The 14,575-nt window shown below is 65.1% G+C and carries 11 protein-coding genes; 3 read left to right on the top strand and 8 right to left on the bottom strand.

From position 1 onward, the window contains the following. Positions 1-18: 18 nt before the first annotated feature. Entirely contained in the window at positions 19-1,212 is a 1,194-nt protein-coding gene (locus tag JWP83_RS20960; RefSeq protein WP_297734133.1) for a cytochrome P450, read from the bottom strand. Further along, positions 1,209-2,201, bottom strand: a complete 993-nt coding sequence (locus JWP83_RS20955; RefSeq protein WP_297734130.1) for an LLM class flavin-dependent oxidoreductase — start codon at positions 2,199-2,201, stop codon at positions 1,209-1,211. Before JWP83_RS20955 ends, JWP83_RS20960 begins: the two co-directional genes overlap by 4 nt. Positions 2,202-2,388: 187 nt before the next feature. Between JWP83_RS20955 and JWP83_RS20950 the strand changes: the two genes are divergently transcribed. Then, entirely contained in the window at positions 2,389-3,588 is a 1,200-nt protein-coding gene (locus JWP83_RS20950) for a MalY/PatB family protein (protein ID WP_297734127.1), read from the top strand. A gap of 31 nt (positions 3,589-3,619) precedes the next feature. Here the strand turns inward: JWP83_RS20950 and JWP83_RS20945 are convergent, their stop codons facing one another. After that, the gene (locus JWP83_RS20945) at positions 3,620-4,348 is read right to left on the bottom strand and encodes a DUF2652 domain-containing protein (protein ID WP_297734124.1); all 729 of its coding nucleotides are present in this window, start codon (positions 4,346-4,348) and stop codon (positions 3,620-3,622) included. Between the two features lie 114 nt (positions 4,349-4,462). On the opposite strand from JWP83_RS20945, the gene JWP83_RS20940 reads away from it, so the two are divergent. Continuing rightward, positions 4,463-5,368 carry a haloalkane dehalogenase gene (locus JWP83_RS20940; protein WP_297734121.1) on the top strand — a complete coding sequence of 302 codons (906 nt, stop codon included), beginning with the start codon at positions 4,463-4,465 and terminating at the stop codon, positions 5,366-5,368. Positions 5,369-5,579: 211 nt separating this feature from the next. Beyond that, positions 5,580-8,342 carry a LuxR family transcriptional regulator gene (locus JWP83_RS20935; protein WP_297734118.1) on the top strand — a complete coding sequence of 921 codons (2,763 nt, stop codon included), beginning with the start codon at positions 5,580-5,582 and terminating at the stop codon, positions 8,340-8,342. A 77-nt stretch (positions 8,343-8,419) separates the two neighbouring features. On the opposite strand, the gene JWP83_RS20930 is transcribed toward JWP83_RS20935, so the two are convergent. From JWP83_RS20930 to JWP83_RS20910, 5 genes are all read right to left on the bottom strand, one after another. Next, positions 8,420-9,682 carry an IS256 family transposase gene (locus JWP83_RS20930; protein WP_297734115.1) on the bottom strand — a complete coding sequence of 421 codons (1,263 nt, stop codon included), beginning with the start codon at positions 9,680-9,682 and terminating at the stop codon, positions 8,420-8,422. A gap of 410 nt (positions 9,683-10,092) precedes the next feature. Beyond that, positions 10,093-10,842 (bottom strand): SDR family NAD(P)-dependent oxidoreductase, encoded by a 750-nt coding sequence (locus JWP83_RS20925; RefSeq protein WP_297734112.1) that lies wholly within the window; start codon positions 10,840-10,842, stop codon positions 10,093-10,095. Further along, positions 10,839-11,483, bottom strand: a complete 645-nt coding sequence (locus JWP83_RS20920; RefSeq protein WP_297734109.1) for a TetR/AcrR family transcriptional regulator — start codon at positions 11,481-11,483, stop codon at positions 10,839-10,841. The genes JWP83_RS20925 and JWP83_RS20920 overlap by 4 nt, the downstream gene beginning before the upstream one ends. Next, positions 11,480-13,486, bottom strand: a complete 2,007-nt coding sequence (locus JWP83_RS20915; protein WP_297734106.1) for a phosphotransferase — start codon at positions 13,484-13,486, stop codon at positions 11,480-11,482. The genes JWP83_RS20920 and JWP83_RS20915 overlap by 4 nt, the downstream gene beginning before the upstream one ends. Further along, a partial coding sequence (locus JWP83_RS20910; RefSeq protein WP_297734102.1) for an acyl-CoA dehydrogenase family protein occupies positions 13,483-14,575 on the bottom strand: 1,093 nt, incomplete at its 5' end. The genes JWP83_RS20915 and JWP83_RS20910, both read right to left, overlap by 4 nt.

Raw genomic sequence — 14,575 nt, 5'->3', positions numbered from 1 at the left:
GACGCTCGGGGGGCGAATTCAAATAAACACCGGCAGCTTCGACCATCCCCGAACACTCGACGTGTGGGCCTTGGTCGCGTTGGCGTAGTCGACTTCCCAGTCCGGCCAGCGTTTGATGACCTCCTCGAGCGCGACCCGCGCCTGCATGCGCGCCAAGGCGGAACCCATGCAGAAGTGCAGCCCGTGGCCGAAACTGAGATGGGTGTCGCCTCGATGGATGTCGAACGTCTCCCCCTCGGGATATCTGCGTTCGTCCCGGTTGGCGGATCCATTGAGCAGCAGCATGATTGAGCCCTCGGGAATTTTCGTGCCGTAGCGTTCGATGTCGCGGGCGACGTAACGCGCCTGCACCGGCGAGGGCGCTTCGTAGCGCAAGACCTCCTCGATAGCCCTGGGGATCAGCGACGGGTTGTCGACGATCTGCCGCCGCTGTTCGGGGTGTTCCGCCAGCAGTTGGCCGGCGAAGCCGATCAGACGCGTGGTGGTCTCGTTACCCGCTCCGGCGATCATGCTGGTGTACAGCAGCACCTCGGACCGGGTCAGCCGCCGGGTCCCGTCGTCGTCCTCGACCTCGGCGTTGATCAACTGCGTCATCAGGTCATCGGAGGGGTGGTCCACTCGCCAATCGATGTAGTTCGCAAACATCTCGTGGCTGTGCTCGAGGAAGTCTTGTCGAACCGCTCGGAACGTACCCTTTTTCAGGGTGAGTTGGCTGCCGCCCTTGTCGCGGATCGCTTCCTGATCGTCTTCGGGGATGCCCAGCAGGTAGCCGATCGTACGCATCGGGACCATCGCACCCAGGTTCTCGACGAAGTCGAACCGGCCCGAGTCCAACAACGGGTCGAGCGCCCGCGCACAGAAGGCCCGCGTAAGCGGCTCGATCGCCTCCATCCGCCGCGGCGTGAAAACCTTTGAGAGCACGTGGCGATGGACATCGTGAATCGGCGGATCCTCGAAGAGGATGACACCGGGCGGCATCTCGATGCCGCTCATGATGATGTCCATGGTGGTGCCGCGACCCGACCGGAAAACGTCGAAATTCATCAGCTCGCGGGAGACGTCGTCGTAGCGGCTCAGCGCGTAGAAGTTGTATTTGTCGTTGCGGTACAGCGGGGCCTCGTCGCGCAGCCTCTTCCAGATCGGGTATGGATCGTCGTCGATGTCGAAATCGAAGGGGTCGTAGTAAACCTCGGCGGTGCTTGCACCGGTCATAGTGGAGTCTTTCGCTGCGACAGAGCCTCGGGCAACACGACGTCTCCCACGCGCTTGAGATAAGGCCATGCGACCTCCGGCGAAAGCCCGCCGCACAGCGGTAACAGGTTGAGTATCTGGCCGGCGCGAACTCGCGAAATCGCCTCCGGGACAGAGATAATGACGTGCGACGCCGCCGCCTCTCGCAGCTCGTCGACCGTGCTCACGTGTGAGAAACCCGCCGATGTCTCGTTGCCCGGATTCCACTCGGCATAGGTGCGCGCATCGTGCAGAAGATGCTCGCCGATCTCCGACCAGGCCTGCTCCACATCATCGGCGACGAAGACAACCGACGGGTGGTCGCGGTCGGGAAGCAGCGTCGGGCCCGGCTGATGGCCGTGCTCGCGGCAGGCCGTTTCGTAGGCCTCCCGCATGCCGGGCACATTGGCGTTCGCCAACAGGCCGAGCCCGTACCTGCCGGCCCGCCGCGCCGCTGCCACACTGCCGCCGCCCCACGTCAACCCCGGCCCGCCGCGGGTCTCCGGGCGCGGCGTCACCATGATCCGCCGTCCGTCCTGATTGACGGTTTCGCCGGAGAGCAACGCGCGCAGCAGCGCCACCTTCTCGTCGGCGAGCCGGCCGCGATCACCCAGTGCCACACCGAAGTGCTCGAACTCCTCCGGCCGATACCCCAGGGCCAGGATGTACGACGCCCGCCCAGCACTGATGATGTCGAGGACCGCCATGTCTTCGGCGAGCCGCACGGGGTCGTAGAACGGGAGAATCAGGATCAGGCTCAACGCGATGCGCTGTGTTCTCGCGGCAACGGCCGACGCCAACAAAAATGGAGACGGCAGGTAGCCGTCCTCGGACCCGTGATGCTCGCAGAACACCGCGGCGAGGCCGCCATGATCCTCGGCCCACGCGCACATCTCGGGCACGGCGCCGTAGAGCGCCACTGGCGGCGCTCCCCACGCGGGGGCACGCATGTCGAAGCGCAGCGTGAACACACCCAGCTCCTAGACAACCTAATATTTGTATCGGGTACGGTACGTGCCTGCCCAGAGCTGCGTCAACGTTTAGGCGAAGAGCAGGCCGGGCGGTGCGTCGACCACCCGTATGGAACCCGGACTGCTGAGTTCGGTGGACTTGCCGTTGACGATTCCGAAGCACGCGTTTGCCACCTAGTCTGCCGGAGTGACGTTTAACCCACTCGAGGAACTCACGCTGCAGCAACTGCGGTCCCGCACCAGCATGAAATGGCGTGCGCACGCGGACGATGTGCTGCCACTGTGGGTCGCGGAGATGGACGTCATGCTCGCGCCGACGGTGGCCGACGCCCTCCGTACCGCTATCGACAATGGTGATACCGGCTATCCCTCCGGCACCGCGTTCGCCGAGGCGGTCAGTGAATTCGCTTCGCAGCGTTGGCAATGGCACGACTTAGAGGTCAGCCGCACCGCGATCGTTCCGGACGTCATGCTCGGCGTCGTCGAGACACTGCGTCTGGTCACCGACCGTGGTGACGCCGTCGTCGTCAACTCGCCGGTGTATGCCCCGTTCTACGCGTTTGTGTCGCACGACGGCCGTCGAGTGATCGAGGCTCCGCTGGACGCCGACGGCCGAATTGATTTGGAAGCCTTGGAGGAAGCGTTCACGCGTGCCCGCGCTTCGGGCGGAAAGGTCGCCTACCTGTTGTGCAATCCGCACAATCCGACAGGGTCGGTGCACACGTTCGACGAACTGTGCGCAGTTGCCGAACGCGCCCGCCGGTTCGGGGTCCGGGTGGTGTCGGACGAGATCCACGCACCGGTCATCCTCTCGGGAGCGCGATTCGTCCCGTATCTGAGCGTTCCCGGTGCCGAGAACGCGTTCGCCCTGACGTCGGCTTCGAAGGCGTGGAACCTCTCCGGGCTGAAGGCGGCCGTGGCCATCGCCGGTCCGGAGTCGGCCGCCGACCTGCGCCGGATGCCGGAGGAGGTCAGCCACGGGCCGAGCCACCTCGCCATCATCGCGCACGCCGAGGCGTTCCGGACCGGTAGCGACTGGCTCGACGCGCTGCTGCTGGGCCTCGACGAGAACCGGACGTTGCTGGGCGATCTGATCGCTGTGCACCTACCCGGAGTGAAATATCTACGACCGCAGGGCACTTACCTGGCTTGGCTCGATTGCGGACAGCTCGGATTTGACGAAGAAGTCGCCGACGGACTTGCGGTGGTGGCTGATCTATCCGGGCCTGCCCGCTGGTTCCTCGATCACGCCCGCGTCGCGCTCAGTTCCGGCCACGTCTTCGGAACCGGCGGAGCCGGACATGTGCGGTTGAACTTCGGTACCTCGCAAGCCATTCTCACCGAGGCCATATCGCGAATGGGCCGGGCCGTTGAAAAGGTTCGGTAACCGAAACTCTTCTGAAACAGCGATTTTCAGTTTAGGCAGGGATTTCCTCGGCGCCGCGGCCCAGGTTTCGGAAGCCCTCAGCGGGCTTCTTGATGCCGAGTAGGAACGGCAACGTGCTCAATTCGAACTTCGCTGTCTTCCCCAGCCGGCCAAAGAAGCCGCGCTCCGGCGGGGTCGGCGGCACCTCCGACGTGGCGAGGTCGATGTAATGCGTCGACGTGTTTCCGATGCCTGCGAAGTCGTGGATCAGCGGCTTGCAAAGGCCGCGGGTCGACTCGTCGAGGCACTCCGCCACGGGATCGGTCATCAGCACGTATTCGACCACGGGTACCGAGTTTTTCAGCATCCGGTGGACGAGGATGACATCGACACCGGCGAGCTCAACGTGGCGCTTGACCCGCTGCTCAGCCACCTCGCCTTCGTGGACGACGAACTTGAGCGACAGCTTGTCCAGCTGTGCGCAGCTTGCACACTCGCAGGCGATGTCCGTTTTGAACCGCTCCCGTCGCGCGAGGAACGACCAACGCATCCGTGACAGCCGGTCGCACACCAGCACTTTGGCATTGCCGTCCGGCTCCCAGAAGAACGCCGCGTCGCCCTCTAGTTTCGCCAGCTTCAGCCCTTTACCAGCATCGATAACCGACTCGAGCAACCCGGCCACCGTCTGCTGCGCGTGCGCCAGGTGCGTCCGGTTCCAATGCATGTAGTCCGTGTATCCGCTGATGTCGGCAATCAGCAGAACGGCGCGCCGGATGGCCATGAATTTTGCAGTTTAGTGGCCACTCGCGGCCGCCTCAATGAAATCTCGTACTGGACGAAGAGGCGTTCGGAGAGAGAGGCTTGCAGAGGTGCCCGCTCACCGGAGGAGCTGAATGTGGATGTGCTGCGAACCCCGGACTCCCGATTCGAAAACCTGGAGGGCTATCCGTTCGTAGCGAATTATTTCAACGTGGCGGCAAGCGATACTCAGCCGCTGCGAATGCACTTTCTCGACGAGGGTCCGGCGGATGGCCCGCCGATCGTGCTGCTGCACGGGGAGCCCACCTGGAGCTACCTGTATCGGACGATGATTCCGCCGCTGGCTGATGCCGGGAACCGCGTGCTCGCGCCCGACCTGATCGGCTTCGGCCGCTCCGACAAGCCCAGCCGAATCGACGATTACACCTATCAACGGCACGTGGAGTGGGTGACGTCATGGATTGAGCGCCTCAACCTGAAGGATGTCACGCTGTTCGTGCAGGACTGGGGATCACTTATCGGTTTGCGCATCGCCGCCGAGCAGAGTGATCGGATATCGCGGCTGGTAATAGCCAACGGTTTTCTTCCGACGGCCCAGCGGCGGACACCGCCCGCCTTTTATGCGTGGCGGGCCTTTGCGCGGTACTCCCCGGTGCTGCCCGCCGGCCGCCTGGTGGCCGCCGGCACCGTCCGCAGGGTTCCGACCAAGGTGCGGGCCGGCTACGACGCGCCTTTTCCCGACAAGACCTATCAGGCCGGGGCGCGCGCGTTTCCGCAGTTGGTGCCGACCTCTCCCGACGATCCGGCGATCCCGGCCAACCGGGCCGCGTGGAAAGCCCTGGGCGAATGGGAGAAACCCTGCCTGGCCATCTTCGGCGCCCGCGACCCCATCCTCGGGCGAGCGGACCGTCCCCTGATCAAGCACATCCCCGGCGCGGCCGGCCAACCGCACGCCCGGATCAACGCGAGCCACTTCATCCAGGAAGACGCCGGACCGGAACTGGCCGACCGCATTGTCGCCTGGCAACAGGCGGTGCGCTAAGCGAGTTAGCGTGCGCTAAGCGAGTTAGCGGGTGTTGATCAATCGCACGACGCCGCGCATGACCGCCCTGCTCACCGTGTGCCGTGTCCACGAACGAATCCGAATCGCCCAAACAGTAGGATGATCCGTGATGTCGACACGTTTGCAGTCCGCCGGCCCGAATCGCGGCAGAGTCGGTGGGATTGGCTGACGGTCAGGCTGCGGGTCAACAATGGTGGAGCGAATCGTAAGCCGACAGGCAGAGGAGCGGGCCCTCGTCGACTTCCTTGACTCGGCGCTCCGCGAACCGTCTGCTTTGGTCATCGAGGGCGAGCCAGGTATTGGTAAGACGACACTCTGGCTCGATGCTGTGGACCGGGCCCGCGAGCGCGGCTTCCGGGTTCTCACCAGCCGCGCCGCCGCCGCGGAATCCGTACTGGCCTATACCGCGCTGGCAGATCTGCTCACTGATGTCGACGACGCGATATGGGCAGACCTGCCAGGGCCCCAGCAACAAGGCTTGGATGCAGCCCTTTTACGTCGACGCAATGACACTCACGACACCGATGCGCGGGCGGTGGCAGCGGCCTTCCTCGCCGTCATCGACCGACTCGCCGGCCAAGGCCCGGTCCTGGTCGCTGTCGACGACCTGCAGTGGATGGATACCTCCAGCGCCAACGTCATATCGTTCGCAGCGCGCAGACTTCCGCAGGGTGCGGCGTTGTTGTGCACGATACGGACCGATGAGGCGGCGCCGGGGGTACAGCTTCCAAGTCCGGACGCCACCCGCCGAATCCGACTGCACCCGTTGACAGTCGGCGAGCTACACCAGCTCCTCGCGCTGCGAGTGGGTAGCTCGCTAGCCCGTCCCATGTTGTTACGTATTCACGAAATTTCTGGCGGGAACCCATTTTTCGCACTGGAGCTGACCCGCGAAATCGAAACTGATCGCCGCACCACCGAGTTGAGCTGGCCGAGTAGCCTCAGCGACCTGGTGAGCTCGCGAATCAGTCGGGCCGGCGCAGGCGCTGAAGACGCGCTGCTTGCCATGGCCAGCCTCCCCGACCCGACGGTGCAGGTGGTCGCCCAAGCAATAGATACCGCACCGGATCGCGTCGTGGAGCTGCTCGGCGACGCCGAAACTCACGTGGTGGTAGCTATCGACGGCAACCGCCTCCGGTTCACCCACCCCGTACTGGCCCACGGCGTGTACAGGGGTGCAGCGCCGCGACGCCGCCGCGCAATGCACCGCCGCCTGGCCGAACTCGTCACCGAACCCGAACTACGGGCGCGACACCTCGCCCTATCCGATACTACGGGCGAGCCGCAAACCATAGAAGCCCTCGACACTGCGGCCGAAATCGCTCGTAGTAGGGGAGCCCCTGCGGCCGCCGCCGAACTGCTTGAACTGGCAATCGGCCTGGACGGAGACACGCCCGAGCGCCGGATCCGATGTGCCCACAGCTATTTCTTCGCCGGCGATCACCAGCGCGCCCGTCAGCTGCTCGAAAAGTGCATCCAACAATTAGCGCCCGGAAGTCTGCGGGCTGAAGCCGTCAGTTTGCTCGCCGTTGTGCGCCTATACGACGAGGGCTACCTCGAGGCAGCTGATCTATTACAACGCGCACTCAGCGAAGTGGGCGACAAACTCAACTTAAGGGTCCCCGTGCTAGTCATGTTGTCGTGGGCGCTGTTCAACGCGGGTCGCCTCGACGACGCTGTGGCTACCGCCCATGAGGCTGTCGTGTGCGCCGAGCGGCTTGGGGAGCCGCATCCGCTGAGCCAGGCGCTTAGCATGCGTGTGTTGATGGACTTCCTTCGCGGCGATGGCTTCGACGAGGCCCGCATGCAAACCGCACTTGAGTTGGCCGACAACGAGTTCTACGCGCCGATGCCTTTTAGGCCGAAAGTTCAAAACGCGCTGCTGCTGGCTTTCACCGGACAGCTCGAACGGGCTAGTGCGGAGATGCGGTCAATCCGGCGAGACGCCATGGAAAACGGCGATGAAGGTGAATTGAGCGTTGTTACCTTCCACCGTGTCCTCGTCGAATGCTGGCTCGGCAACTTCGCCGACGCCAATCTAGCGGCCGAGGACACCATGGAGATTGGGCTGCAAGTCGGCCGCGATGTAGCGGTCATATCCGCCCTGATCGCCCGCGGGTGGCTCGGCGCTTATGCCGGGCGCGAGCCCGAGGCTCGACGCGACGTCGCGGATGCGCTGGCGGCCGGCCAACGCAGCGGTACGTTCCGGCTGGTCCAGTGGGCCATCACCGCGTTGGGGTTTCTGGAGCTATCACTGGGCAATTCCAAAGCAGCGCTTGACACTCTGCAGCCGCTGCTCTCCGATTTTGCAGCGGCTCCGGATTCGATCGAGATCGTTGCCGCCTCCTTCATACCCGATGCCGTCGAGGCGATGACCAACTTGGGCCACCTCGACGACGCCGAGCCGTTGATCGAAGCTCTGGAGCGCAATGGGCGTCGGCTCGACCGCGCCTGGATGCTCGCCGTGGGCGCGCGCTGCCGTGCGATGCTGCTCGCCGCACGCGGTGAGCTGACCGTCGCAACCACGACCGCCGAGCGCGCCATGACCGAACACGAACGCCTGCCCATGCCGTTTGAACGCGCCCGCACCCAGTTGCTGCTCGGTCAGCTGCAACGTCGGCAACGCCACCGTGACGCCTCAACAGCGACGCTCGGCGAGGCACTGCAAACCTTCGAGCAGCTCGGCGCGACGTTGTGGGTCGACCGCGCCAAAGCCGAGCTGGCACGGGGCATGTCGGGCCGACTCCGAGCCGAGGGACTAACTCCATCCGAACAACGTGTCGCAGAACTGGCGGTGTCAGGTATGACCAACCGTGACATCGCCGCGACATTGTTCATCAGCCCCAAGACCGTCGAAGTCAACCTCAGCCGCATCTACCGCAAGCTCAACATCCGCTCCCGCATGGGGCTCTACCGTGCACTTGAATCCACCCACGAATCACCCAAACAGTAGGAAGACCCTCGGGTAGGGCTAGCGGACCGGGTCATGAGGGGCTGTCCGATTAACGGTGGATCCGACCTTGGCATTTGTTAGTTGCCGGTCGGGGTGATCCGGCCGTTGAAGGTGATTGCGAACGCGTTTAGTGCGGGCTTCCACCTCATTGCCCATCGTGCCCTACCCCGCCCGGTCGGATCTAGTGATCGGGTGACGAGGTAGAGGCACTTCATCGCCGCCTGGTCTGTCGGGAAGTGCCCGCGGGCACGGATCGCGCGCCGATAGCGGGCATTGATCGACTCCACGGCGTTGGTCGAGCAGATGACTCGCCGTATCTCCACGTCGTAGTCCAGGAAGGGCACGAACTCGGTCCAGGCGTTCTCCCAGAGCCGAGTGATCGCCGGGTACTGCCCGCCCCATTTGGCGGTGAATTCGACGAAGCGTTCCTTGGCCGCGGCCTCGGTCGGGGCGGTGTAGACCGGCCGGATGTCCTTGGCGATTTGATCCCAGTACTTGCGCGATGCGTAGCGAAAGGTGTTGCGCAACAGATGAATCACGCACGTTTGGATGATCGCACGGTCCCAGACCGTGTTCACCGCCTCCGGCAGTCCCTTGAGCCCGTCACAGACCAGGATGCACACGTCGCCGGTGCCGCGGTTCTTGATCTCGGTGAGCACCGACAGCCAGAACTTGGCGCCCTCACCACCGTCGCCGGCCCACAACCCGAGGATGTCGCGCTCCCCGGCACAGGTGACTCCGACCGCAACGTAGATGGGCCGGTTGGTGACCTGCCCGTCGCGGATCTTGACGAAGATCGCGTCGATGAACACCACCGGGTACACCGGCTCCAGCGGCCGGTTGCACCACTCGGCCATCTCGCCGATCACCTTGTCGGTAATCCGCGAGATCGTGTCCTTCGACACGGTGGCCCCGTAGACGTCGGCGAAGTGAGCGGCGACCTCGCCGGTCGTCAATCCCTTGGCCGTCAAGGACAATACGATCTCATCGATGCCCGTCAGGCGACGCTGACGCTTCTTGACGATCTGCGGCTCGAACAAACTGTTCGTGTCGCGGGGCACCTCGATCTCGACCGGCCCGATCTCGGTGAGCACCGTTTTGGCCCGGGTCCCGTTACGCGAGTTGCCGCTGCCGCGGCCGGCCGGGTCGTGCTTGTCGTAACCCAGGTGCTCGGCCATCTCCGCATCCAGCGCGGTCTCAAGCACGTTCTTGGTCAACTGGTTGAGCAGCCCGTTCGGCCCGACCAGTTCGACTCCTTGTTCCTTCGCCTGCGCCAGCAGGCGCTCGGCAAGCTGCCGTTGATCCAGTTCCATAGCCACGGGATCGAGTGTTTCTGACATCGTCAGTCCTTCCCGCCAAGCTCACGCTCGGCGTGTCAGACCAAGATCAGATCCACCGTTGTTCTGACAGTCCCTCAACGGTGGGTATCTGGATAGTGGCGAGGCCGAGTCGAAGACGGTTGCGCGAGTGTTTAGTACGGGTGTGCGAAAGTTATCGGCAATAGGCCGCAATTGAATTACGTTGTAGCACAACGTCCCAACGAATGCGGAGTGGTTTACCGGTAATGCCGCATATTTGAGTCCGTCGTATTCCAGGACCTGGCGTGGCTTCATCCAGCCCAGGGACAGGATCAGCGTCGCGGGCGACCACACGTTAGATCACGGCCACGCAAGATTTTGGCCGGACCGAAGAGCCTCGCGTGGCTTCGCGAGTGCAGTTCCGAGAATCCAGGCAAACAACAGTCGTGAGTTCAGCCTCCGTCGAGCACGATCAGCTCACCGGTCATGTACGACGATGCATCGCTGGCGAGGTACAGTGCGGTGCCGACGATCTCGTCTGCGCTGGCAATGCGACCGAGACTGACCCGCGCCGCCATTTGCGCCCGCAGGTCTTCCGAGGGCAGCGACGCGTGCAAGCTGTCGGTGTGAAACGTTCCGCAGACGATGGCGTTGGCGCGGATGCCGCGAGGTCCGAACTCGTTGGCTGTGGCCTTGGTGAGCGCGTTGAGGCCGGCCTTGGCGGCGGCGTACACGACCGTAACCGAGTTCGGGTGCAATGATGCCGTCGAGCTCGTGTTGATCACCGAGCCGCCCCTCGGCATGTGCTCGGCGGCGAGTGCGGTGAGCCGCAGCGGACCGCGGAGGTTGACGCCGATCGTCTTGTCGAACAGCTCTCGGGTGACATCGAGCAGCGAGGGCGGCACGGGCGCAATACCGGCGTTGTTGACCAGCACGTCGATCCGTCCGAACTCGGCGACCGTCGCATCGATCAGGGTCGCGCACTGATCCCAGTCGCCGACATGAGCAGCCACCGCAAGCGCACGCCGACCCATCGAGCGGATCTCGTCGGCCACCACCTCGCACGCCTCGAGCTTGCGGCTGGCCACGACGACATCGGCGCCCGCTTCGCCAAAGCCGAGCGCCATCGCCCGACCAAGGCCCTTGCTGGCGCCGGTGACGACGACGACCTTGCCGGTCGCCTCCAGACTCGGGATCGTCATGCTCGCCTCGACTTCCGCGTGGGCGGTGGTACGGGCGCGATGTCTCGGCCGATGCCTTCGATCAGGTAGCGGATGTGCAGATCGAACAAGGCGTCGGTATCGGCCTGGTCGACACCACCCGGGTCGCCGCCCGGACGCGCTCGTCGCCGGCGCCGGCTCGGCGGCTCGACGCCGCTCTCGACAGCTCCGAAACCTACTGTGGCCCAAGTCAAGAGGCGGCACGCTTGCACAGCCGCGTCTGGCGCGAACCCATCGCGTCGCATCGCCTTGATCAACGGCCTCGATGCCTCGACATACGCCTCACGCCCATGCCACACGATGAGCCGGCTGTCGCGTGCCTCGCCCAGCCGGGCCCGCAGCTCGCGGGTCCAGCGCAACGCGTAGTCGTTCCACGTCTCGTCGTCGTTGGCCGGCGGGGCGAGGTCTTCCAGCAGTCGCTCGGCGATCGCGTCGACCAACGCGTCGCGGTTGCCGACCCTGCTGTACAGCGGCACGGGTGAGACCCCCAGCCGAGTCGACACGCTGCGCATGCTGACCGCGTCGAGCCCACCTTCCTGGAAGATCTCGACGGCGGCGTCGACGATGTCGTCGGCATGTAGTTCGAACTCGCTCGCCTTCGGTGGCCCGGTGGTCTTTCTCACTGGACCACAACCCGCTTGCCGACGACACCGCGGTCGGCCATCTGCTGCAGCGCTGACGGGAGGGCGTCGAAGGGCACCTCGGCGGTCACGGAGCTGCGCAGCCGTCCGTCGGCGACGAGGCCCGAGAGAGTGGCGTGGATCGAGTCCAACTCGGCGCGCGAGTAGCCGCCGGCGAACACTCCAATCAACGACGTGTTGGTCATGACCAGGTCGTCGGTGGCGACCTTCGGCCACCGGCCGCTGGCGAACCCGACCGCAAGCAACCGCCCGTAGCGAGCCAGAGCGCCGACCGCATCCTCGGCGAGTGAACCACCGACGGGGTCGTAGATCAGATCTGCTCCGTGCGTGTCAGTTGCGGTGCGGATCGCCGGTGCGACCGGGCCTGCGCGGTGATCGATGGTCGCATCGGCACCGAGTGTTCGACAGAACGTGGCTCGGTCCTCGTCGCCGACCACGGCGATGACGTACGCGCCCAGCGCCTTGCCAAGCTGCACAGCGGCGATTCCGCTGCCGCCGGAGGCCCCGAGGACCACCAGCCGATCACCGGGCTTGATCTGGCCACGGTCGACGAGGCCGATCCACCCGGTCAGATGAGGGATCCAGAAACCCGCCGCCTCGGCGTCGGTGAGTCCGTCGGGCACGGCGAATGCGGACTCTGGGCCGACGAGGCACTCCTCGGCGAACGAGCCGTGGCCGGTGTAGAACATCGTCACGCACATGATCCGGCTTCCGACCGCTACATCGACCCCGTCGCCGACGGCGGTGACGACGCCGGCGGCCTCCTGGCCGGGCGTGAACGGGAGCGGGGGCGTGAGCGGATAGGTGCCGCGGCACATGAACACGTCGGGCAGGCCAATGCCCGCAGCGGTGACGCGGATGCGCAGCTGCCCGGGACTCGGCTCGGGGACTTCGACGTCGACGGCGTGAAGGACGTGGATCGGCTCACCCGCGCCCTGTACCTGCCAGGCTCGCATTATGACGTTGCTCCGCCGCAGGAGGCGGTGGCGACGAGCGCCGTGGCGCTGTCCAGGAGCAGGTCGGCTTGGCCCCCGAAGCGCTCGTGCATCGGTTTGTCCGACAGGCCGCGCTGGAACTTGGCGTAGCTCCCCTCGAGCACGATCGCCAGCTTCCAGCGCGAGAACACGTCGTACCAGCCGATCGAGCTCGTATCGCGGCTCGAGGCGGCGCGGTACCGCTCCACCAGGGTGGCCCGATCGGGAACGTGTTCGACGGCAAAGCTCGGCGGCTTCGAAATACCAAGGCGTCGTGCCTTCCGGACCCGGATGGAAGATCAGTGCCCAGGCCAGATCGATGAGCGGGTCGCCGATGGCCGCCATTTCCCAATCGACGACTGCGAGCAATTGCGGCGGCGCCTGCGGTGCGAACAGCACGTTGTCGAGCTTGTAGTCACCGTGACACAACGCGCTGGGCTGGTCGGCCGGCCGGTGTGCAGCGAGCCACTCGCCGATGTGATGTGCGGCCGGTAGATCGCGTCCGCCGTACGAGTCGAGTTGCGACAGCCAGCGTTTCAGCTGACGACCGAGGTAGTCGGGGCGTGGAGCCATGTCGCCGAGGCCGCACGCTCGCCAGTCGACGGCGTGGATCGCGGCCAACGCGTCGACGAGCTCTTCGAGTGCGCGCCCGTGAGTCTTCGGCATCGTCGCCCACGCGGAGGGGACGTGCTGCACGATGGCCGTGCCAGCAATGCGTTCCATCACGTAGAACGGCGCGCCGAACACATCGGCATCGGCGTGGGCCACAATCGGCCGCGCGATGCGCACGGGTTCGTCCTTGATCGCGTCGAGGATACGGTACTCGCGCAATACGTCGTGGGCCGTCGCCGAGCTCGCGTGACGCGGCGAGCGACGCAGCACCCAGCGGGCATCGCCGCGGTCGATCGCGAACACCTCGCACGAACCACCTCCGGTCATGGGTGTCACCGTGATTGGGACATGACCTCCGAGGGAGCCGTCGAGGAAGCGCTGCAACGATTCGGACGTCATGTGACGCCTGCTTCGGCGCGCAGTTCGGCCCACTTCGCTTCAGCGGCCGGTCGCCGGCTGGGGATGTGCTCACTCGGCCAGCCCTCGACCGGCGTGTAACCATTCAGCAGCGTGCGTGCGAGCACGGACTTGTGTACCTCGTCGGGCCCGTCACCGATCGGCCCGAACCTCGTTCCGCGATACCACGACTCGACGGGTAGATCGCTCGAGTAGCCGAGCGCTCCGCACACCTGGATCGTGCGATCGAGCACTGCGAGCACGACCTTGGAAACGTGGGCCTTGATCATGCCCAAGTCGGCGCGCACTGCAGCGGCACCGTACTTGTCCATCTTCCACGCGGTCTGGAAGGTGAGCAGCCGCGCCGCCTGGATCTCCATGTGCGACAGGGCAACATAGTCCTGCATCATCTGGTGTTGGGCAAGCGGCTTGCCGTGCGAGGTTCGCGACACGGCGCGCTCACACATGATGTCGAGCGATCTCTGGGCCTGGCCGAGCCAGCGCATCGCATGGTGGATGCGTCCGCCGCCGAGGCGTTGTTGAGCCAACGTGAACCCGCCGCCGGGATCGCCGATGAGGTGGTCGGCCGGCACACGGCAGTCCTTGAAGATCAGCTCGGCGTGATTGCCGACGCGACCGAACTGGGGATCAGGATGGGCCATCGTGCCGATGTCGCGCACGATCTCCATTCCCGGCGTGCCCGTCGGAACGACGAACACCGAGGCGTGCCGATGCGGCCTGCCCTCGGGGTTGGTCTCGGCGAAGACGAGCACGATGTCGGCGATCGACGCGTTGGTGATGAACCACTTGTGGCCCTCGATTACCCACTCGTCGCCGTCTTTGGTCGCGGTGGTGCCGATGACTGTCGGGTCGGCACCGGCGAAGAATGGCTCGGTGAGCGCGAATGCGCTGGAGATCTCACCGCGCAGGTTCGGCCACAGCCACCGCTCCTTCTGGGCCTCCGTGGCGCCGTGGGCGAGCAGCTCCATGTTCCCGCTGTCAGGTGCCTGCACACCGAAGATCGCCATCGACATCATGCAGCGGCCGATGATCTCCGACATCAGCGCCAGGTGCAGTTGGCCGAGCCCGTCG

The organism is Mycobacterium sp., assembly GCF_025965855.1.
GTDB lineage: Bacteria > Actinomycetota > Actinomycetes > Mycobacteriales > Mycobacteriaceae > Mycobacterium.
This window is presented reverse-complemented; position numbering and strand designations above follow the sequence as displayed.

Bases quoted from the DNA above. Each gene is read 5' to 3' on its own strand.
- JWP83_RS20960 (WP_297734133.1), bottom strand. From the start codon at position 1,212: ATGACCGGTGCAAGCACCGCCGAGGTTTACTACGACCCCTTCGATTTC.
- JWP83_RS20945 (WP_297734124.1), bottom strand. From the start codon at position 4,348: ATGGCCATCCGGCGCGCCGTTCTGCTGATTGCCGACATCAGCGGATAC.
- JWP83_RS20935 (WP_297734118.1), top strand. From the start codon at position 5,580: ATGGTGGAGCGAATCGTAAGCCGACAGGCAGAGGAGCGGGCCCTCGTC.
- JWP83_RS20930 (WP_297734115.1), bottom strand. From the start codon at position 9,682: ATGTCAGAAACACTCGATCCCGTGGCTATGGAACTGGATCAACGGCAG.
- JWP83_RS20925 (WP_297734112.1), bottom strand. From the start codon at position 10,842: ATGACGATCCCGAGTCTGGAGGCGACCGGCAAGGTCGTCGTCGTCACC.
- JWP83_RS20915 (WP_297734106.1), bottom strand. From the start codon at position 13,486: ATGACGTCCGAATCGTTGCAGCGCTTCCTCGACGGCTCCCTCGGAGGT.